The 18,558-nt window shown below is 68.0% G+C and carries 24 protein-coding genes; 16 read left to right on the forward strand and 8 right to left on the reverse strand.

Going from position 1 to position 18,558, the window contains the following annotated elements:
• Positions 1–58: 58 nt before the first annotated feature.
• Positions 59–775: a transcriptional regulator gene (locus tag R8F63_21150; protein ID MDW3221121.1), complete on the forward strand. Its 717-nt coding sequence runs from the start codon at positions 59–61 to the stop codon at positions 773–775.
• On the opposite strand, the gene R8F63_21155 is transcribed toward R8F63_21150, so the two are convergent.
• The 3 genes from R8F63_21155 to R8F63_21165 form a co-directional block, all read right to left on the reverse strand.
• Positions 776–1,750, reverse strand: coding sequence for an IS481 family transposase (locus R8F63_21155; protein MDW3221122.1), 975 nt, complete (start codon positions 1,748–1,750; stop codon positions 776–778). It abuts the gene before it with no gap.
• Positions 1,751–2,015: 265 nt separating this feature from the next.
• Complete coding sequence (locus tag R8F63_21160) at positions 2,016–2,417, reverse strand: group III truncated hemoglobin (GenBank protein ID MDW3221123.1); 402 nt, start codon at positions 2,415–2,417, stop codon at positions 2,016–2,018.
• The gene (locus R8F63_21165) at positions 2,414–2,794 is read right to left on the reverse strand and encodes a VOC family protein (GenBank protein MDW3221124.1); all 381 of its coding nucleotides are present in this window, start codon (positions 2,792–2,794) and stop codon (positions 2,414–2,416) included. The genes R8F63_21160 and R8F63_21165 overlap by 4 nt, the downstream gene beginning before the upstream one ends.
• Before the next feature lie 193 nt (positions 2,795–2,987).
• Between R8F63_21165 and R8F63_21170 the strand changes: the two genes are divergently transcribed.
• Genes R8F63_21170 through R8F63_21225 form a run of 12 tightly spaced genes read left to right on the forward strand, consistent with a single transcriptional unit; the run spans position 2,988 to position 11,570 of the window.
• Positions 2,988–3,395, forward strand: a complete 408-nt coding sequence (locus tag R8F63_21170; protein MDW3221125.1) for an Rrf2 family transcriptional regulator — start codon at positions 2,988–2,990, stop codon at positions 3,393–3,395.
• Positions 3,392–4,225: a YwiC-like family protein gene (locus R8F63_21175; GenBank protein MDW3221126.1), complete on the forward strand. Its 834-nt coding sequence runs from the start codon at positions 3,392–3,394 to the stop codon at positions 4,223–4,225. The genes R8F63_21170 and R8F63_21175 overlap by 4 nt, the downstream gene beginning before the upstream one ends.
• A gap of 24 nt (positions 4,226–4,249) precedes the next feature.
• Positions 4,250–4,972, forward strand: a complete 723-nt coding sequence (gene ric / locus R8F63_21180; GenBank protein MDW3221127.1) for an iron-sulfur cluster repair di-iron protein — start codon at positions 4,250–4,252, stop codon at positions 4,970–4,972.
• Positions 4,969–5,397 (forward strand): cupin domain-containing protein, encoded by a 429-nt coding sequence (locus tag R8F63_21185; GenBank protein ID MDW3221128.1) that lies wholly within the window; start codon positions 4,969–4,971, stop codon positions 5,395–5,397. The genes ric and R8F63_21185 overlap by 4 nt, the downstream gene beginning before the upstream one ends.
• Positions 5,387–5,821 (forward strand): PAS domain-containing protein, encoded by a 435-nt coding sequence (locus R8F63_21190; protein MDW3221129.1) that lies wholly within the window; start codon positions 5,387–5,389, stop codon positions 5,819–5,821. The genes R8F63_21185 and R8F63_21190 overlap by 11 nt, the downstream gene beginning before the upstream one ends.
• A complete protein-coding gene (locus tag R8F63_21195; GenBank protein ID MDW3221130.1) occupies positions 5,821–6,930 on the forward strand; it encodes a hypothetical protein in 1,110 nt (369 codons plus the stop codon). The genes R8F63_21190 and R8F63_21195 overlap by 1 nt, the downstream gene beginning before the upstream one ends.
• Positions 6,930–9,182 (forward strand): molybdopterin oxidoreductase family protein, encoded by a 2,253-nt coding sequence (locus R8F63_21200; GenBank protein ID MDW3221131.1) that lies wholly within the window; start codon positions 6,930–6,932, stop codon positions 9,180–9,182. The genes R8F63_21195 and R8F63_21200 overlap by 1 nt, the downstream gene beginning before the upstream one ends.
• The gene (locus R8F63_21205) at positions 9,179–9,787 is read left to right on the forward strand and encodes a 4Fe-4S dicluster domain-containing protein (GenBank protein MDW3221132.1); all 609 of its coding nucleotides are present in this window, start codon (positions 9,179–9,181) and stop codon (positions 9,785–9,787) included. Before R8F63_21200 ends, R8F63_21205 begins: the two co-directional genes overlap by 4 nt.
• A gap of 14 nt (positions 9,788–9,801) precedes the next feature.
• Positions 9,802–10,323 carry a Rieske 2Fe-2S domain-containing protein gene (locus R8F63_21210; GenBank protein ID MDW3221133.1) on the forward strand — a complete coding sequence of 174 codons (522 nt, stop codon included), beginning with the start codon at positions 9,802–9,804 and terminating at the stop codon, positions 10,321–10,323.
• A complete protein-coding gene (locus R8F63_21215; GenBank protein ID MDW3221134.1) occupies positions 10,320–10,529 on the forward strand; it encodes a DUF6755 family protein in 210 nt (69 codons plus the stop codon). Before R8F63_21210 ends, R8F63_21215 begins: the two co-directional genes overlap by 4 nt.
• Positions 10,522–11,154: an HPP family protein gene (locus R8F63_21220; GenBank protein ID MDW3221135.1), complete on the forward strand. Its 633-nt coding sequence runs from the start codon at positions 10,522–10,524 to the stop codon at positions 11,152–11,154. The genes R8F63_21215 and R8F63_21220 overlap by 8 nt, the downstream gene beginning before the upstream one ends.
• A complete protein-coding gene (locus R8F63_21225; GenBank protein ID MDW3221136.1) occupies positions 11,151–11,570 on the forward strand; it encodes a group III truncated hemoglobin in 420 nt (139 codons plus the stop codon). Before R8F63_21220 ends, R8F63_21225 begins: the two co-directional genes overlap by 4 nt.
• Before the next feature lie 43 nt (positions 11,571–11,613).
• Here R8F63_21225 and R8F63_21230 read toward each other — a convergent pair whose 3' ends face one another.
• From R8F63_21230 to R8F63_21245, 4 genes are read right to left on the reverse strand one after another with little or no spacing between them, the layout of a single operon-like run.
• Positions 11,614–11,913, reverse strand: a complete 300-nt coding sequence (locus R8F63_21230) for a putative quinol monooxygenase (protein ID MDW3221137.1) — start codon at positions 11,911–11,913, stop codon at positions 11,614–11,616.
• A 58-nt stretch (positions 11,914–11,971) separates the two neighbouring features.
• Positions 11,972–12,742 carry an SDR family oxidoreductase gene (locus R8F63_21235; protein MDW3221138.1) on the reverse strand — a complete coding sequence of 257 codons (771 nt, stop codon included), beginning with the start codon at positions 12,740–12,742 and terminating at the stop codon, positions 11,972–11,974.
• Between the two features lie 35 nt (positions 12,743–12,777).
• On the reverse strand, positions 12,778–13,356 hold the full coding sequence (locus R8F63_21240) for a MarR family winged helix-turn-helix transcriptional regulator (protein MDW3221139.1): 579 nt from the start codon (positions 13,354–13,356) through the stop codon (positions 12,778–12,780).
• 7 nt (positions 13,357–13,363) lie between these two features.
• Entirely contained in the window at positions 13,364–13,909 is a 546-nt protein-coding gene (locus tag R8F63_21245; protein MDW3221140.1) for a hypothetical protein, read from the reverse strand.
• Between the two features lie 301 nt (positions 13,910–14,210).
• Between R8F63_21245 and R8F63_21250 the strand changes: the two genes are divergently transcribed.
• Positions 14,211–15,770, forward strand: coding sequence for a long-chain-fatty-acid--CoA ligase (locus tag R8F63_21250; protein MDW3221141.1), 1,560 nt, complete (start codon positions 14,211–14,213; stop codon positions 15,768–15,770).
• A 44-nt stretch (positions 15,771–15,814) separates the two neighbouring features.
• On the opposite strand, the gene R8F63_21255 is transcribed toward R8F63_21250, so the two are convergent.
• A complete protein-coding gene (locus tag R8F63_21255; protein ID MDW3221142.1) occupies positions 15,815–17,317 on the reverse strand; it encodes an alpha/beta hydrolase domain-containing protein in 1,503 nt (500 codons plus the stop codon).
• Positions 17,318–17,430: 113 nt separating this feature from the next.
• On the opposite strand from R8F63_21255, the gene R8F63_21260 reads away from it, so the two are divergent.
• Together R8F63_21260 and R8F63_21265 are read left to right on the forward strand one after the other, a co-directional pair.
• Positions 17,431–17,787 carry a helix-turn-helix domain-containing protein gene (locus tag R8F63_21260; protein ID MDW3221143.1) on the forward strand — a complete coding sequence of 119 codons (357 nt, stop codon included), beginning with the start codon at positions 17,431–17,433 and terminating at the stop codon, positions 17,785–17,787.
• A gap of 122 nt (positions 17,788–17,909) precedes the next feature.
• Positions 17,910–18,446, forward strand: a complete 537-nt coding sequence (locus R8F63_21265; protein ID MDW3221144.1) for a hypothetical protein — start codon at positions 17,910–17,912, stop codon at positions 18,444–18,446.
• Positions 18,447–18,558: the final 112 nt, after the last annotated feature.

Here is an 18,558-nt window from a genome sequence, read left to right on the forward strand (position 1 = left end):
TAGGCGGGTCGGAAATGTAAAGCAAGTAAATCTTCGTATTAGAAGCTACGCTGGCGGGGTGAACGAACACACCGATGACGTCGATCCGCTGTTCGCGCTGCGAGCGTTGGCTGAGCCGAAACGGCGGGCGCTCTACGACTATGTGGTTGCCGCGGGCACCTGGGTCGGCCGCGACGAAGCGGCTGATGCCACCGGTCTCCAGCGGGGTCTGTCGGCCCATCACCTCGATCGCCTGGCACTCGACGGTCTCCTGGAGGTCGACTACCAGCGCCTGAGCGGCCGCACCGGGCCGGGCGCCGGTCGACCCGCGAAGGTCTACCGCCGCACCCGCAGGGACTTCAGCGTCACGCTCCCGCCGCGCCACTACGAGTACGCCGGCCGCATCCTCGCCGACGCGATCGTCGAGGCCCAGACGTCGGGCCGTGATGTCTCCGACACCGTGGCGGCGGCAGCACGCGCGGCCGGCCGCCAACTCGGGGCTGCGATCCGACAGCGTGTCGACGAGACCGGGTCGTCAGGCGCGGGCAGGGCCGTCGTGCTCGACGTGCTTCGCGAACACGGCTTCGAGCCGGAGCAACAAGACGATGGCGTCGTGCGCCTCCGCAACTGTCCGTTCCATCAGCTCGCGCAGCGACAGACCGATCTCATCTGCGGCATGAACCATCTCCTCATCGACGCCGCGCTGACCGAGGCGAACGTCGGAGGCTTCAACGCCGTGCTCCAACCGGATCCCGACACGTGCTGCGTCCACCTCACCAACACCGCCAACGGCTGACTAGCTGTGCTCCGCGGGGAGGTTGTCCCTGAGGTTTGAGGCTGGGGTTGCCCAGCCGAGTGCTCCGTGGGATCGGTGGTGATTGTAGAAGTGGATGAACCCGCGGTAGTAGGTGGCGCGTTGGGTCTCTGAGGTCCAGGGCCGGATGTAGGCCCATTCCTCGAGCAGGATGCGGTGGAAGCGTTCGATCTTGCCGTTGGTTTGCGGTCGCCTTGGGCGCGTCTTCTTCACCGTGGTGCCGGTGGTGTCGCATGCGGTGTGCCAGAGCTGTGAGCGGTAGCAGGGTCCGTTGTCGGTGATGACGCGTTCGCATTCGATGCCGGCGCGGTTGAACCAGTGGTTGGCGCGCAGCCAGAACTCGGCGGCGGTGAGGGCTTGTTCGTCGTCGTGGATCTCGGAGTAGACGAGCCGGGTGCGGTCATCGATGGCGGAGTGGATGTAGCGGTAACCGACGCCGGAATGGCCGCGAGTGGTGTCGTTGCCTCGGCCGTGGATGCGCCAGCCGCCGCCGTCGGGGATCGCGGCGATCTTCTTGATGTCGACGTGGATGAGCTCGCCTGGCCGGTCGCGTTGATAGCGAATGACCGGTTCGGCGCTGGCTCGGTCGCCTCGATCGAGTCGGCCCAGCCCCTCAGCTCGCAGGATGTTCTGCACCGTTGACGCGGCCAGACCCGTCTCATGCGCTATGTGATCGGCGCCCCACCGCCGCTTCTTGCGAAGACGGATCACTTCACGACGTCCCCGCGGGGACGTTTTGTTCGGTGATCGGTGAGGTCGCGATGAACGGTCCCGCAGACCACCGGGTCCTTCGGTCAGGAACCGGTCGCGCCATTTGCGCACCGTCTTCGCGTCGACCTGGAACCGCTGCGCAGTCGCCTCGATCGACCAGCCCTCTTCAAGCACACAGCCGACCATTCGGCGCCGACCATTCGGGGTCATCACCGCGTTCGGGTGCTGGGTTCTAGCGTGACTCATAGAGCCCTCCGGTTGAGATGTGAGTGGTGGAACACCCACAGCCTCACTCGGAGGGCTCAACCCATCGGTGGATCACCCCACCCCATCAACCCAGGGACAACGTCCCCGGTCGTCACAACTAGCCACGGCAGTGGTCGTGGGTGGCCGTGCTCGTCCGGTGCGCGTGAGCGCGGCGCCATCGGACCGGGGTTGATCGAATGAGGGGGTCAGCGTCGTCGCCGGCCACGCTCTCCTCGGGTGGTGGTGGGTCCGGCGGCATGCTCGATCAGGCAACCGGGTCCTCAAGGGAGTCGCACACGCCGAGCTGGCTGGCATGGACGCGCGCGACGTTGCGGGCCAACGTGCGGGCCCGGTCGGTGTTGGGCCCGACCCACCCGGCGTCGAGCGTGTGTTCGAACAACGTGAGCCAGCGGGCGAAGTGGTCGGTGGAGAGGGGAGCGACCGAGTGGACGGTGGCGTGGCGGGCGAAGGGATTGCCGGTGTAGCCCTCGAGTCCGAGGAGGGCGCGGACCCAGAAGGCGGTGATCTTGGGGAGATGGTCGTCCCAGTCGACCCGAGCAACGTCGTTGAAGACGGGCCCCAGAAGATCGTCCCGATCGACGTCCCCGTAGAAGCGGCGGACCATCTCGGCGATCTGGCCGACGGTGTCGAGGTCGGGCGTGCTCATGTCGTGAGGCTCCAGAGTTCGATGCGGTTGCCCTCGGGGTCATGGAACTCGACATAGTCGGTGCCCCATCGCCGGGCGATGTCGCTGACGGGGATTTCGATCTTGCGGAGCGTCGCGCGGGCGGCTGCGAGATCGGGAACCTGCCAGCTGAGCGTGATGCCTGCGCCGTGACCGGCCTCGATGCTGGCCCGGGCGGCATCGGCGAGGCTGAGGTGGGCGGCGTCCCCGAGCGACACCTCGACGAACCAGTCGGTTCGGTGGGTGACGCTCAGGCCCAGCGTGTCGGCATAGAAGGCAACGGTGTCGGCCCACCGGTCGCAGTACAGGATCGTATTCGTCCTGACAATGGTCAGCGTCGACGTCGGGTCTCCTTGCATCGGCATTGCCTTCCGGGCTGGGGAGCAGTCTCATAGTATGGGACTGGAAGTTGTAGGCAAACGTGGTTCCCGAGGGTGGAGTCGGCGCGGCTGGCCTCAACGTTGCTCGCCGTCGCGCCGCGACCAGAACCGCTGATCGGAATCAATCGGCCCGGCTGCTTGCCTTCAGAACCGATCGGAGTAGTCTCATAGTATGCGACTAGAAGTTACCCGGAAGAGCGATCTCGCAGTGCGCTCGTTGCACGCGCTCGCGACGAGCCCCGACCGGCTGAAGGGTCCGGCCCTGGCCGAGGCGGTCGGATCCACACCCGGGTTCGTCTCGCAGGTGTTGACGCCGTTGGTGCGGGCGGGGTGGGTGCGTTCCGACCCCGGTCCGGCCGGGGGATACTCCCTGACCGCGGATCTCGACCAGGTCACGGTGCTGGACGTGATCGAGACGATCGAGGGCCCCACGGACTCGGGCCGGTGTGTGCTCGCCGACCGCCGCTGCAACGAGGGTGGGACCTGCGCGCTGCACTTCCCCTGGCTGCGGGCCCGGGCCCAGCTGTTGAGCCAGCTGGAGGCCGTGTCGGTCGCCGAGGCCTCGGTGCTCACGTCATGACCACGACCGAGTCCAGCGCGCCCGAATCTCTGGCGACGACGTCCGATCCCCCCAGTCGCCCGGGCCGTGTCTCGTGGAAGTCGGTCGCCCTGCCGACCGAACACGGTGGTTGGAGTCTGACAGCCGAGCCGGCGTTGCTCGGTCTCCTCGTGGCGTGGTCGTGGCCGGGAGTGGCGTTGGGTGTCGCCGCCATGGTCGCTTTCCTCGCCCGCACGCCGCTGAAGCTCGTCCTGGTCGACCGCTTCCGCAGGCGCTGGCTTCCCCGGACCCGGCTCGCGGCGCAGATCGCCGCCGTCGAGGTGCTGCTCCTCGCCGGCTTCGTGGGGTATGCCGCGTTCGCGGCCGAACCGTTCTGGCTGCCGCTCGCGGTGGCTGCGCCGCTGGTCGCACTGGAGTTGTGGTTCGACATGCGCAGCCGCGGTCGCCGCCTCATCCCCGAGTTGGCCGGATCGATCGGCATCGGGTCCGTCGCGACAGCGATCGCCCTCGCCGATGGCGCGTCGACACGTGTGGCATGGGGCCTGTGGGTCGTGATCGCGGCCCGATCTGCGGCCGCCATCCCCTACGTGCGCACCCAGGTCCTGCGGACGAGATCGTCCGGCGCGCCGAACTGGCACAGCGACGCCGCCCAACTCGCCGCGGCCGCGGCGACGACGGTCGGCTGGGCGTTCGATCTCTTGCCGACCGCTGCGCTCGTCACAATCGTGGTGCTGATCGGCGTCAATCTGGTGGCCCTCCGCCTGGCGCCCAAGCCCCCGGCGGTGATCGGTACGCAACAGATGATCTTCGGCATGGCCGTGATCCTCACCACCGCCCTCGCCCTGAGCTGACCCCCGAACCAAGGAGCCGTCCTGATGTCGACCATCGATTCCCACCTCACACTGGCCGAACTGGTCACCACCCACCCCGAGTTCGCCGCACCCCTCGACGCGCTCGGTCTCGATTTCTGCTGCGGCGGACAACAGCGCCTCGACGAGGCGGTCTTCGAGGCCGGACTCGATCTGGAAGCCGTCACGGCCGAGTTGGCCGCGACCGTTCCGACGACGGTGGCCGGAGCCGAACCCGAGTGGGAAGGCATGGCGGGACTGGTCGACCATCTCGAATCGACCCACCACGCCTACCTGCGTGTCGCGTTACCGCGGCTCGCCGCGTTGGCCGACAAGGTTGCCGGCGTGCACGGAGCGAACCATCCGGAGCTGGTCGAGGTCGTTTCTCTCGTCCGCGAGATACGCGCGGATCTGGAGCCACACCTCGGCAAGGAGGAGCAGGTGCTGTTCCCCATGATCCGGGAGCTCGCGGCGGCCACGACCGCACCGGCATTTCACTGCGGCTCGTTGGCCAACCCCGTGCGGGTGATGCTGGACGACCACGATCGAGTTGGTGACCTCCTGGCCGCGATCCGGGCCGCCACCGGTCAGTACCGGGTTCCCGACGATGGCTGCGGCAGCTATCACGCCCTCTACTCCGGACTCGCCGAGCTCGAAGCGGACACCCACATCCACGTCCACAAGGAGAACAACGAGCTGTTCCCGATGGTGCTCGAGGCCGAGAACGCGTTGACCGCGGCGGCCCGATGAGTGGCGGCGAGCTCGGCGGCGACCCGCCATGCTGGGCTCACCTCCTCGACGACGACGCCGGTGAGGACGCGCTGGTCGTAGATCTCGGAGCGGAACCCTCGCGCTCGGGCGGGGCGGTGTGGAGCCTGCCCCACGGCGGTGACCTGGACGCCAATCTCGTCCGGCTCGACGCCGGCGAGGAGATCGGTGCCCATGTGAACCGTGAGGTCGACGTGCTGATCGTCGTCCGAGGCGGTGACGGCGAACTCGTGGTGGACGGTCGGCGGCGGCGGCTGGGCCCCGACCATCTTGCCCTGGTCCCGAAGGGATCGATGCGGTCGATCGTGGCCGAGGACACCGGGATCGTGTATCTCAGCGTGCATCGACGACGCGGCCCGCTCGGCATCACACCGCGGCCCGAGAAGGAGGATCCTGATGAACCCTGAACCCTGGCCTGACGACCGAACGCTCGGGCAACTCGTCCACGGACTCGCCGATGCCGTGATCATCTGTGATCCCGATGGTGTGATCGTCTACTGGAACGATGCCGCCGAGCGGATCTTCGGTTGGCCGGCGAGCGAAGCGCTCGGCGAGTCCCTGGACCTCATCATCCCCGAGAAGCAACGTCGCGCCCATTGGGACGGCTACGAGCGGGTGATGGCCAGCGGCGAGACCCGCTACGGCGGTGATCTGCTGCGGGTGCCGTCGCTGCACGCCGATGGTGAGCGCCGCTCCATCGCGTTCACCGTCAGCCTGATGAAGAACGCGACGGGCGCCGTGACGGGGATCGCCGCCGTCGTGCGCGACGAGACCGAGCGATGGGCGGAGGAACGAGAACTCCGTCGGCAATTGCGCGAAGGTGGAGGCTGATGACCACCGTGGCGGACTCGCCGGCGAAACCGACCCACCGTGCCGGCCGATCCTCGCTGCTCGACGACGAGGTCGACGCCGGCTCGGTCGCCTGGGGTCTCGCGGCGGTGTCGCTCCTGCTGGTCGGCGTCTACTTCGGGTCCGGCGGGATGCGCTGGTTCGACGCTGCGCTGTCGGGCTATCTCCTCGGCGTGCTGTTGGCGACCTTCGCTGTGGTCTACCGGTACCGCGTCTGGCTGCAACGGCCACCGACGAGGTTGCTGAACCGGCGCGGATGGCAGGCCCTCACCCGCCGCGGCAAGCGAGCCTCCAACACTGCGGCACTCGGCGGGCTCGTCGCCACGAACCTGGCCGGCCAGCGGTTCATCCGTCATCGCTCGACCAGCCGGTGGATGGCTCACCAGCTGGTGTTCTGGGGATGCATCCTCGCCGGGCTGGTGACCTTTCCGCTGACGTTCGGGTGGCTGCATTTCGAGTCGGTCGGTCAGGACTCCGAGCGCTATCGGGCCTACGTCTTCGACATCGGCACGATGGACTTCGGCTCTCGGAGCCTTCTCGGGTTCGTGGTGTTCCACCTCCTCAACATCTCGGCTGTGTTGGTCATCGCCGGCGTCGTCGTGTTCCTCTACCGGCGGCTCAACGACCCTGGCGCAATCGCGGTGGAGCGCGCCGGTGACTTCGCGGCCCTCGCCGGACTGTTCGCGGTGTCGGTCACTGGCCTGTTCCTCACCGCGTCGAGCCTCTGGCTCGAAGGCCGGGGCTACGTCTTCTTGAACACGGTGCACGCCCTTACGGTGATCCTCGGGCTGATGTACATCCCGTTCGGCAAGCTGTTCCACATCTTCCAGCGCCCCGCGAACATCGGTGTGCACTTCTACCGACGAGAAGCCGAGGAGGGGGAGGCGCAGACCTGTCGTCGTTGTGGCGAGGGGTTCGCTTCGCAGCTGCAGATGGACGATCTCAAGCTCGTGCTGCCGCAGGTCGGGTTCGACTACTCCATCCCCGAGACGGCGGATCGTCCGGGCGGGAACTGGCAGGACACCTGTCCGCGCTGCCGCCGCCGCGATGTGGCGTTGACCCAGACGAGCAGAGTGGACGGATTCGGCTGATGGCCCGGCCACCCTCGAGCGAACAGCAGCTGATCGAGCGATTCGGCCCCCACCTCAACGAGGCCCCTCCGGGGGGATGGGACGCCGGGCTGAAGATCGACCGGGTGGTCGACACCCACTGTTGCTTCTGCGGCCAGCAGTGCGGCATCAAGCTCAAGGTCGCCGACAACGAGGTCGTCGGGTTCGAGCCGCGATACGACTTCCCGTTCAATGAGGGAAAGCTCTGTCCCAAAGGGGTGAAGCGCTACCTTCAGGGCAGCCATCCCGACCGCCTGCTGGAGCCGCTCGAACGTGACCCTTCGGCGGCCGGCGGGTTCCGACCGGTCTCCTGGGACCATGCCCTCGATCGCACGGTGGCCGAGGTGCGTCGCATCGGCGAACAGTTCGGCCCCGACGCCTTCGCCATGTTGTCGGGCGTCTCCCTTACCAACGAGAAGTCCTATCTCATCGGCAAGTTCGCCCGGCTCGCCCTGGGCACGGCCAACCTCGACTACAACGGTCGGCTGTGCATGGTTTCGGCCGGCGCCGCGTCGAAGCGGGCTCTGGGGGTGGATCGCGCCCCCAACCCGTGGTCCGACATCCCCCTCGCCGATGTGATCATCGTGGCCGGCGCGAACGTGGCCGAGTGTGCCCCCATCACCACCAGCTACATCTGGCGGGCGCGCGACCGCGGGGCGAAGCTCATCGTCGCCGATCCTCGCGTCACCCCGTTGGCTCGCACCGCCGACGTGTTCCTCGGTCTGCGGCCCGGCACCGATTCGGCGCTCTTCGGCGCGATTCTCCACGTCCTGATCGAGAACGACTGGCTCGACCACGCCTACATCGGCGCCCACACCAACGGCTTCGACGAAGCCGCCTCGGCCGTCGCCGACCACACGCCCCAGTGGGCCCAGGAGGTGACGGGGGTGCCGGCCGACCGGATCATCGAAGCTGCCCGGCTCTGGGGCACATCCGCCACGGGCATGTTGTTGCACGCCCGAGGCATCGAACATCACACGAAGGGTGTGGAGAACGTCAACGCCTGCATCAACCTCGGTCTGGCGACGGGGAAGTACGGGCGACCGGGATGCGGCGTGTGCACCATCACCGGCCAGGGCAACGGTCAGGGCGGGCGAGAGCACGGTCACAAGTGCGATCAGCTCCCGGGCAATCGTGACATCACGAATCCCGAACACCGGGCCCACGTCGCCGACGTGTGGGGTTGCGATGTCGACGAGATCCCCGGGAAAGGCATCACCGCCGAGGAGATCGTCGAGGCGATTCACGACGGGGAGATCAAAGGCCTGCTCTCGATCTGCTTCAATCCGTTGGTCTCGCTGCCTGACACGGCGTTCACCCGCGAAGCGCTCGACAAGCTGGAGTTCTACGCGGTGATCGACTTCTTCCTGTCGGAGACGGCTCACCACGCCGACATCGTGCTGCCCGGCAGCCTGCACGAAGAGGACGAGGGCACGGTCACCACGGTCGAGGGCCGGTGCGTCAAGATCAATGCGGCGGTCGACCCACCGGGCCGGGCCCGTCGAGATTGGGCCATCCTCCAGGACCTCGCCCGACGGCTCGGCAAGGGGCACTATTTCGACTTCGGCGGCACCGAGGACCTGTTCGACGAGATGTGCCGGGCATCGGCCGGCGGCAGCGCGGATTACGCCGGGATGACCTGGGACCGGATCGTCGCCGAACAGGGCATCTTCTGGCCCTGCCCCGAACCCGGCCATCCGGGCACCCCCCGCCTCTTCGAAGGTGGCAGGTTCTTCCATCCGGACGGCAGGGCGAAGTTCTTCCCCATCCGTTACCGCGACCCGGCAGAGGTGGTCGACGACGACTACCCGATCTGGTTGACCACCGGCCGGGTCGTCTCGCAATACCTGTCGGGCGCGCAGACGCGGCGTATCGGCCAGCTCGTCGACCAGTACCCCGAACCGTTGTGCGAGATCCACCCCCGCCTCGCGACCCAGCTCGGCATCGAGTCCGGCGATCCGGTGTCCGTCACGTCCCGACGGGGTTCGATCACGGTGCCGGCCAAGGTGGTCGAGTCGATCCGCCCCGACACCGTGTTCATCCCCTATCACTGGCCCGGCGACAAGGCGGCCAACACGCTCACGAATCGGGCGCTCGACCCGATCTCCAAGATCCCGGAGTACAAGGTGTCCGCCGTGCGGGTGGAGAAGGCGGCAGGCACGACGGCGGTCACGATCACCGACAGTCGAGACACCCGACTCCACGACGGCGAGAATCCGGAGGATGGACGATGATCGGCGGCCAGATGTTCGTCATCGACCAGAGCCGCTGTATCGGCTGCGAGGCTTGTGTGCACGCGTGCGCGGAGTGCGGCACCCACCGCGGCACCTCGTTGATCCATCTCGAGCCGGTCGACCCGGGCGTCTCGACCCAGACTGCACCGATGGTGTGCATGCACTGCGAGGACCCGACCTGCGCCAAGGTATGCCCGGCCGACGCGATCAAACAGAACGAAGCGGGAGTGGTGCAATCGGCGCTCAAGCCCCGCTGCATCGGCTGTTCGAATTGTGTCCTCGCCTGCCCGTTCGGGGTGCCGCGCTACTTCCCTGAACCCGACCAGATGATGAAATGCGACATGTGCTTCGACCGCACGTCGCAGGGGCTCGCCCCGATGTGTGCGTCCGTCTGTCCGTCCGAGGCGCTCTGGTACGGCACACCCGAGGAGTTCGCCGAGCGACGGCCGGGGCAGCTGACGAACGACTTCCGATTCGGCAACCAGGACGTCCGGACACACGTCGCCACCGTCGTCAACGACCGCAACCGGGGCCCGTTGGACGTCGCGACAATGACTGTGCGCGAGCGGTGGCAGGACGACCCGTTCGGGCTCGGAGCCGGGTAGGAGAGGAGACGCCGATGTCCACATCGCCACAACCGGGACCCGACGAACAGGACGCCGGCACCCCCGTCTGGCTGAACGACTTCCCGCACACCGCCGCAGGCGAGGAGGCGGTCACCCGCCGGGCGTTCACCCGCTACCTCGTCGCCGGTTCCGGCGTCTTCGCCGCGGCCACGGTCGGCGCAGCCGCCTGGACCTCGTTGCGTGACCTCGATGACGGCACGCCGCAAGCAATCGTCGAGCTCGACCAGGTCCCCGAGAACGGCGCCCATCTGTTCCGTTACCCCGGGCCCCACGACCCCGCGGTGCTGATCCGTCTTCCCGAGGGTGAGCTCGTCGCGTACAGCCAGAAATGCACCCACCTCGGTTGCGTCGTGTTTTATGAACCCGACGAGACCGAGCTCGTGTGCCCGTGTCACGAGGGGATCTTCGATGCCGCCACGGGCGCCGCGATCGCCGGGCCGCCCGAACGGGCCCTTCCGACCATCGAGGTCGAGGTTCGTGACGGCACCGTCTGGGCGATCGGAGTGACGCGATGACGAGCATCGGCACCGGGGAGACCAAACGCACCAGCGCCGTCTTCGTCTATGTCGTGCTGATCCTCGCGCTCCAGGTGTTCCTGCTTGTGGTGTCGCTCGAGGCGTTCCAGGCCGACGACGAGGCACTCGCCTGGCCGGCCGCGGCGCTCTCGGTCGGGCTGTTCGCCACCACCCTTGCCTTCGCTCGGCTGCTGCGGCGTGACTGAACCCGAGCGACCCGGACTCGGACCGGCCAGCCCCGGACCCATCGGTGGGGACATGGCGGCGATCCTGTGGGGCCTCGCCCGCCGGTTCCGCATCCCTGTGCTCACCGATCGCCACGACAACACGAAGGTCATGGGCCTGTTCGCCGGGGTCAACGGTCTGATCGCGATCGCGATCATGTCGGCGGTCGCGTTCGTCACCGGGCAACCCTTCATCTTCCCGTCGCTCGGCCCGACCGCGTTCCTGCTCTTCTACACGCCGACCAACCCGGCAGCGTCGCCCCGCAACACGATCATCGGGCATGCCGTGGGGGCCGCAGCGGGCTATGTCTCCCTCGTGGCTTTCGGCCTCACCGACGACGCGCCGGCGCTCGCGACCGAGGTCACCGGTGGCCGTATCGGTGCCGCGGCGCTGTCGCTCGCGCTGACGAGCGCGTTCATGGTCTGGCTGCGCGCTCCGCACCCACCGGCCGGCGCAACCACGCTCATCGTGTCGCTCGGGATCCTGCGCGAACCGGACCAGCTCGCCATCCTCATGCTCGCCGTCGCGGTCCTCACGCTCCAGGGTTTTGCGATCAACCGACTTGCCGGAATCGACTACCCGGCCTGGCGAACGGTCTCGTCATGAGCCGCACGCGCCCCAATACCCACCGCGGCCGTGATCTCGACACGCGGGCCGAGGTCGCCGAGTTCGTCACCCGCTTCTATCGGGAGATCGCGCAGGACGAACGCTTCCATCTGTACTTCGAGACCCTCGCCCGGGTCGACTGGCACGCGCACACGCTGGAGCTCACGGATTTCTGGGCCGGGTTGCTGCTCGGCGAGCCGTACGGCCCCGCCGAAGACGTCATCGAAGCCCACCGTTGGCTCCACGACAGCGAGGCGTTCGACGCGGATCTGTTCGGTCGATGGCTCGAGATCCTCTACTCGACGCTCGACGAGGGCTGGACCGGACCGGTGGCGGAGTTGGCCCGCAAGCGCGGCCGGGGCTTCGTCCGGGCGATGGCGAAACGGTTCGGCGATGTCGACCTCCAGGCCGGCTGAGCGGGTCTCGCGCCCTGGCGGGTGACGTCGTCGGCCGCCCTGTTCATCCGAACAGTGGTCGTACATCGGCGACCTCGTAGCGCGAGAACTCCGGTTGGCCGTCCAGGACATCGCCCAGCAGCTCCGAGAAGGCGAGGAAGTGAGGCGCTGCGAAGTGTCGCTCCAACGACTCGCTCGACTCCCAGTGCTCGAAGATCCGGACGGTATTCGGATCCTCGATGTCGATCGAGAAGCGATAGTCGACGCAGCCGGGTTCGTCGCGTGACGCCTCCGCCATGCGGCTCGCCGCTTCGAGCGCGGCGTCCAGCCGGTCGGCTCTGACTCGGGCACTTCCAGCGATCACGATCATCATCCACTGTTGCACAATCGTGCGCGGTCAAACCGAAGAGGACGGGGCGGCGCTACTGCCCCGCGGTGACCGGAAGGGCGACGCCCGTGATGCAGCGGGCCCGTTCGCTGCTGAGGAAGAGCGCCGCTTCCGCGATGTCGGCGGGGTCCACGTGTCGCTTCAGTGAGGCCGTCGATGCCATCCGTTCGGAGACGACGGCGGGGTCCTCGCCGGTGGTTTCCGCCGAATGGGCCACCAGCCTGTCGAGCCCCTCTCCGGTGATGTAGCCCGGAACGACGATGTTGACCCGCACACCGGACGGTCCGACCTCCTTCGCGAGGGTCATCGACGCGCTCTCCATGGCCTGTTTGGTGGAGGTGTAGGCGGCTTGTCGCTTCGGCAGCGAGCGGGCCCCGAGGGTGCTGATCTGCACGATGGTGCCGGCTCTACGATCGGCCATGCTCCGGGCCGCCGACCGGCTGAGTTCGAGGGTGCCGATCACGTTGGCTTCGAATGCCTGCCGCCACCCGTCGAGGTCCGCGGTGTCGAGGGCTCCGCCACCGCCGCCGGCCGCGGCGACGTTGACGAGATGGTCGACGCCCCCGATCGCCTCCTCGACATCGGCGATGAGGGCGCGGCACGACGACGCGTCGGTGAGATCAAAGCACCGGGTGTCGACCGTGGCACCGGGAAATGAGGCCCGGAGGTCGGCTGCCAGCGCGGCGAGCCGAGCTTCGTCGCGGGCGGCGATCACCACGTCCGCCCCCTCGCGGCAGAACGCCTCGGCGCAGGCGCGCCCCACCCCCGGACCGGTTCCGGTCACGACCGCGACATGTCCATGCATCCGTCGAGTATCCCTCTCTCGTCTGTCGTCTCTCGTCACGGTGCCGCAGGTTCGTATTCGGGGCAGTCGACTCGTAGGTCCTCGTCGCGGAGAGTCGTCTCGAGCAGGAGACACCACGCCGGGTCCGTCGCGTCGGTCGCGTCGTAGTGGCGACAGCCGAGGCAGCTGCGGTTGATCGTGATGACCCCCGCCCGCTGGAGGCGGGAGATCTCGGCGAGGAGGATCCGCAGGGTGACGGCGCGCTCCACCGTCGTGCCGCTCTCGACGGCAAGGAGAGGGCGGAGTTCACCTTCGACTGCGGTGGCGACAGCAGCGCCGCGGCCGCTCAGGGTAACGAGGGTGCTGCGGAGATCGACGGGGTCTCGTTCGCGCACGAGCAGGCCGCGGCGGTGAAGCGCCGTCACCGCGTCGCTGACAGTGGGTTGGGAGACGTGGAGTTCGGCTGCGAGCGCTCCGATACGCCGGGGGCGACCGTCGGAAAGGATCTCGATGGTGCTGAGTCCGAGCAGGGAGAGCCCGTGGTGGGTTGCGGACCGTTGACGCGCAGCGCGCAGCGCTCGGCCGAGTCGCTCGACGGCGGCGAGCACGCGACGGTCGAGGGTTTGGTCGCTCACCGGCCGTTCACTCGCCACCCGCCGGGACCGGACATCCCTGGTCGGGAGTGCATTCCAGGGACTCCGGCGGCTCGTCGACGAGGCGGGCGAGCGCCGCTCCCACCGCGAGATCGTCGGCTTGGCCGAACGCGTTGAGCCGCACTCGCCCCGCACGATCGATGAGGACCAGGCTCGGCGTGCCCCGCAGTCGAAAGCGGCGCATGGTGATCGGCATCCCGCCCGGCTCGTCGTGGGCGTCGACGCCGACCGGGAACGTGATGCGGTATTCGTGCAGGAACGCCTCGAGTGACACCGGACGCATCGCGTCATGGTGCTCGAACACCGTGTGGAGACCGAGAACGGTCACCTCGCCGGCGAAGTGCCGCTCGATGCGCTGGGCCTGGGGCAGCCCGTGGCTGACGCAACCCGGACACAACATCTGGAAGGCTTCGATCGCCAGGACCTGGCCCCGGAGGTGTTCGAGACTGAGCGGCAGGTCGGTGTTGAACCACTCCGAGACTTCCAACTCGGGTGCGGGTTGCACGTTCCCCGTCGGGAGGTGTGGATTTTGCATAGGAATACTATGTATAGGTCCGTCCCTTGGCTCTGTCAAGCGACGAACTGTTCGCTGAGGCCGGCGCCGCCCCCTCCGCGAGCCGGTGACCGACGACGCCTACCTCGCGACCTGTCGTGAGTCGCGCGGGCGCGGCGGCACCCCGTGAGGCCGACGCCTACCAGACGGACATGACCCACAACGTCCATCTGGTGTCGTTCTGTGCGGTGTGCTCGACATCGCCGAGATCCATGCGTAGGCGGATGCCTACGCGCTCGTGTGTCGCCGTGCATCGGCTCGTCGACTCTGCGACGATCAGATCGTGCGGTTCCACGATCTGATCGAGTTCCATGGCCGAGACCAACCCGACGCGGTCGCGTTGCGAGACGGTGAACGGTCCGTGACCTACGGGCAGCTGCTTGCGGAGTCACGTTCGGTTGCCGACGCGTTGACGGACTCCGGCCTCGGGCCGGGCGATCGCTTCGGTGTGCTCGCCGGCAACTGCCTCGAGTACTTCTCGTGCTACCTCGGTGCCGCGATGGCGAACGTGGTCACGGTGCCTCTCAACCCACGGCTGGCCCCGGCCGAGTGGCATTACATCGTCGGCGATGCCGGTTGTCGACTCGTTGTCGTCCGCAACGAGTTGATCGAGCCGTTCCTGACGGTGCGCGATGAACTCGACCGGGTCGGGACGTGCGTGGCCATCGGGGCCGCCCCGGATGGATGGACCAGCTGGGAGTCCTGGCTCGCCGATGCCCCTCCGCGCCCTGCGGGCGGGGCGCCGATCGAGCTGAGCGATGCAACCGTACAGATGTACACCAGCGGCACGACCGGGCGACCGAAAGGTGCCGTTCTGACGCACGGTTCGTTGACTGCGGCGATGGCTCAGAACCTCGCCCCGCTCGTCGAGGGAGCGAAGGGTTGCACCCACATCGTGGCGCCGCTGGCCCATATCGGTTCGGCGTTGGCCGGCATGCAGAACCTCTTCGCCGGCGGGAGCGTTTACGTGCAGGAGCATTTCGACCTGGAGGAGGTCGTACGGATTCTCGACGAGGAGGGGGTCAACCGCACGATGCTCGTACCGGCGATGATCCAGGCGCTGTTGGTGATGGTGCCCGGGATCGAGGATCGGAAGTTCGCGGACCTGGACCAGATCGGCTACGGGGCTTCACCGATCGCGGCGGCGACACTGCGCCAGGCCATCGATGTGTTCGGCTGCGAGTTCGTCCAGGGTTTCGGCCAGACGGAGTCATCCGGCGGTGTGACCATGCTGACCAGGGCCGATCATCGGCGAGCGCTCGACGGCCACGAGCATTTGCTGCGCTCGGCCGGCCGGGCCTGCTTCGGCACCGAGGTACGGGTGGTGGACCCCGACGGCAACGACTGTGCAGCGGGCGAGATCGGCCACATCATCGCCCGAGGACCGCAGCTGATGGCCGGTTACTGGAACCTTCCCGCCGAGACCGCCGAGGTGTTGCGGGACGGCTGGCTGTATCTCGGCGACGCCGGCACATTCGACGAGGAAGGCTACCTCTACGTGAAGGACCGCATAAAGGACATGGTTGTGTCGGGCGGCGAGAACGTGTACCCGGCCGAGGTCGAGCAGGTGTTGTTCGCCCACCCCGATGTCGCCGATGCGGCAGTGATCGGGGTGCCCGACGAGACATGGGGTGAAGCCGTGAAGGCCTGCGTCGTGCTTCGTGACGGCGCCGAGGTCGGCGAGGCCGGGCTCATCGAGTTCTGTCGCGAGAAGATCGCCGGCTTCAAGGTGCCCAAGTCGATCGACTGGTATGCCGAGTTGCCCCGCAACGCGTCGATGAAGGTACTCAAGACCGAGCTGCGCGCGCCGTACTGGGCCGACGAGGGGCGCTCGGTCAGCTGAGTCCGCCTGCCTGCCCCGCGCGGCGGAGCGGAGTCCGACGCCGTCTACCCGGGGAAAACGGCGTCGGCGAGTACCGCCTCGCGGTCGTCGGCCAGAATGAACCCGGATTCGACGGCACGGTCGAGGGCTGCCGCGAACGTGGCGAGATAGTCGTCCTCGGACGGGTAGAGCCGGGCGATCGTCTCGGGCGCGAACGGCGTCGTCGAACCAATCAACGACGTGCCTTCGCCGGTCAGCGTGGCGACGGGGACGTCGACATGGGGGGTACGAATTCCGCCCCGTGCGTTGCCGTGCTCGTCGCGGACGATGGCGCCGTCGGCGGTCGTGATCGGGTCGGCGGTCGGCGGCACGCTGGTACCCGACGCCCACGCTCGGAGCTCGCGGAGCGCCGCTTTGGCGATCCAGTGCTGGGGACCGTTGTTGGCGATGGGCACGACGCCTGTGAGGTCGAGGAAGGAGTCGAAGTTCTGGGTCCCCTGTTCGTAGAGGGATGCGAGATAGTGGGCGTCCGCGTGGGCGGTGCCGGCCATCTCCCAGGTGCGAATCGTGTCGGTGTCGGGCTGTCGTGCCTCCGGGAACGGCGCCGTCGGACGCAGGCCGTAGAGGTCGGTCTCCGACACCAGCTGCAGCACGGGAACGGTGAGGTCGTCGCGGACCGCGCTGACCCCCGGGACGTCGACGCCGGCGGCGAGCGGCGCGCCGCCGCCGTCGCGGCTGTGGATCAGGAACCCGTCGTAGACGTCGGCGAGCGGATGGACCGCGTTGACGTAGGTGAGCAGTCGGAACGCCGACTGGGACTCACCGATGGCGAGCACCTGCTCCACGTCGAAATCGGCGAGCAGATCGGACCCGGCGGGGTTGCGCACGGCCTCGCCGGCCCGGCTGAAGATGTCGTAGGAGAAGGCATCGCCGGGGTGTTCGAGCTCGCCGTAGCGCTCGGGGTCCCACGCGACGAGGCCGAGGGCATCCGCACCGAAGTCGCCCCCCTCGCTGCTCGTGATCCCGATCTCCTGGGCCGACACCCCGACCCAGACATCGCCGCTCCTGAGGATCTCCTCGGCAACGAACCCGAACTCGACGTCGACGTCGACGTTGGAGGAGACGTTGAACCACTCGACGAGCACGGTGCCGCTGAAACCGGTCGCGTCGGCGGGTCGGCGCACGAGCAGCCGCGTCGTGAAGGCGGCCTCCTCGTCCTGCTCCACGGTCCAGTCACCTTCCGGTCCGAACTCGCCGTCGGGGCGGTACGACACCGCCTCGCCGCTGAGCAGGAACTCCTCCTCGATGTAGCCGGCCCCCTCGAGATCGAACGGTGTCGCCGTCGACGGTCCGCCACGCGAACCCGCGGTGATCGGGCCGGTGATGACCAGGTCGCTGATCGGTGCCGTGCTCGTCGTGGTCGTCGAGACGGCCGCCGTCGTCGACGGCACGGTCGACGTGGATGGCGCGGCCGACGTCGAGGCGGTCGGTGCTGCGCCGTCATCGGAGCCGCTGCACGCAACGGCCAGAACGAGAACGACGCCAACGGGAAGGAGCTTCAACCACACGGGGCAGTGCCTAGCCGCGAATCCGGCCCAGGGGCAAAGAGCCGACTGTCCGAGGCATCACCCTTCTCGACATGGCTATTGACACCTCGTGGACATCGCGGTTTCACTCTGGCATGTCTGCTGATCGTCACCTCGGCCGGCTGAGGGCGGCGCTCGGTTCGATCGAGACCGCCGCGCAGGACAACGCCTCCCGCAGCCTCGAGGTCCAGCGCCGGGCCAGGGCGCAGCGGGAGCGGCTCGAGCGGGGCGAGTCGCTCGTGGATCTGGTGGAGCAGGAGGAGTCCCCACGGGTCGTGGAGCTCCTTTCGACGAACATGTCGATGCTCGAGACCGCGGGGTCGGAGCTGCGCGCCGCCCAGGCGCTGGCGCTCCGGGCGGAGGGGCTGACGATCGAGCGGATCGCCGAACTCTTCGGCGTGACCCGCCAGCGCATCTCGGCGCTGCTGCGGCAGAAGGCCGCCGAGGTCTGAGCTCGGGCCACGCTGTACGCATCAACAGCCGCTGCCGCAATAGCTATTGACAGAGAACCGTGCGGGCGTATGATGCGCACAGCGCGATCACCGTGACCGCCCCAAAAGGCGACGCCCAAGCCATGAACACAGCACTCGAAACCGCGACGCCTCCCTCGTCGGAGCAGTCCTCGAATCGGGGAGCCTCGCGCGGCAACGGTGGCGAAGGTCAGACCCTGCGATGGCTCCTGACCGCCATCCTCGTTGGTGTCATCGCCAGTGCCCTGTTCGCCGCGATCCTTGCCGCCTTCCTCGTTGCCGGTGACGACGCGGGCACGCTCGACCCCGGGGTCGTGAGCGCCGAGGGGCCCGCCGAGACCATGAGCAGCGCGGACCGCCTGGTGGCGTTCGGCGCGGCGTGGGACCACGGCGACTGGGATGCGCTGTCCGCGCTGGCGAGTCCTGCCGCCGTCGCAACGGCCCAGGAGTGGTTCGAGGCGGGCGGGAACGCCTCGGACGGCCTTGCGTTCGTGGCGGACAGTTGCGCCGATTCGGCGAGCTGCCAGATCGTCTACGCCCCGCCGGCCGGCTTCGGTCTGCTCTTCGATCTGACGCTCGGCACGAACGCGGAGGGGGCACTCGTCGTCACGGAACTCACCTTCGGCGGCGACACCGGCTGAGCCCCCCGGGTCGTTCTGGGTGAACGGAGGCGCGGTTTCCGTGCATATGTTCACCCAGAACGAGGAGGAGGAGGGGGGCGCTTGTCGGTGGCGGCCACCGCCGGTGTCGCAT

The organism is Acidimicrobiales bacterium (assembly GCA_033344915.1).
Lineage (GTDB): Bacteria > Actinomycetota > Acidimicrobiia > Acidimicrobiales > Aldehydirespiratoraceae > JAJRXC01.

Excerpts from the sequence above, each read along its gene's own strand:
- R8F63_21155 (MDW3221122.1), bottom strand. The coding sequence starts at position 1,750 with ATGAGTCACGCTAGAACCCAGCACCCGAACGCGGTGATGACCCCGAAT.
- R8F63_21160 (MDW3221123.1), bottom strand. The coding sequence starts at position 2,417 with ATGAGCACGCCCGACCTCGACACCGTCGGCCAGATCGCCGAGATGGTC.
- R8F63_21165 (MDW3221124.1), bottom strand. The coding sequence starts at position 2,794 with ATGCAAGGAGACCCGACGTCGACGCTGACCATTGTCAGGACGAATACG.
- R8F63_21170 (MDW3221125.1), top strand. The coding sequence starts at position 2,988 with ATGCGACTAGAAGTTACCCGGAAGAGCGATCTCGCAGTGCGCTCGTTG.
- R8F63_21175 (MDW3221126.1), top strand. The coding sequence starts at position 3,392 with ATGACCACGACCGAGTCCAGCGCGCCCGAATCTCTGGCGACGACGTCC.
- ric (MDW3221127.1), top strand. The coding sequence starts at position 4,250 with ATGTCGACCATCGATTCCCACCTCACACTGGCCGAACTGGTCACCACC.
- R8F63_21185 (MDW3221128.1), top strand. The coding sequence starts at position 4,969 with ATGAGTGGCGGCGAGCTCGGCGGCGACCCGCCATGCTGGGCTCACCTC.
- R8F63_21190 (MDW3221129.1), top strand. The coding sequence starts at position 5,387 with ATGAACCCTGAACCCTGGCCTGACGACCGAACGCTCGGGCAACTCGTC.
- R8F63_21195 (MDW3221130.1), top strand. The coding sequence starts at position 5,821 with ATGACCACCGTGGCGGACTCGCCGGCGAAACCGACCCACCGTGCCGGC.
- R8F63_21200 (MDW3221131.1), top strand. The coding sequence starts at position 6,930 with ATGGCCCGGCCACCCTCGAGCGAACAGCAGCTGATCGAGCGATTCGGC.
- R8F63_21205 (MDW3221132.1), top strand. The coding sequence starts at position 9,179 with ATGATCGGCGGCCAGATGTTCGTCATCGACCAGAGCCGCTGTATCGGC.
- R8F63_21210 (MDW3221133.1), top strand. The coding sequence starts at position 9,802 with ATGTCCACATCGCCACAACCGGGACCCGACGAACAGGACGCCGGCACC.
- R8F63_21215 (MDW3221134.1), top strand. The coding sequence starts at position 10,320 with ATGACGAGCATCGGCACCGGGGAGACCAAACGCACCAGCGCCGTCTTC.
- R8F63_21225 (MDW3221136.1), top strand. The coding sequence starts at position 11,151 with ATGAGCCGCACGCGCCCCAATACCCACCGCGGCCGTGATCTCGACACG.
- R8F63_21235 (MDW3221138.1), bottom strand. The coding sequence starts at position 12,742 with ATGCATGGACATGTCGCGGTCGTGACCGGAACCGGTCCGGGGGTGGGG.
- R8F63_21245 (MDW3221140.1), bottom strand. The coding sequence starts at position 13,909 with ATGCAAAATCCACACCTCCCGACGGGGAACGTGCAACCCGCACCCGAG.
- R8F63_21260 (MDW3221143.1), top strand. The coding sequence starts at position 17,431 with ATGTCTGCTGATCGTCACCTCGGCCGGCTGAGGGCGGCGCTCGGTTCG.
- R8F63_21265 (MDW3221144.1), top strand. The coding sequence starts at position 17,910 with ATGAACACAGCACTCGAAACCGCGACGCCTCCCTCGTCGGAGCAGTCC.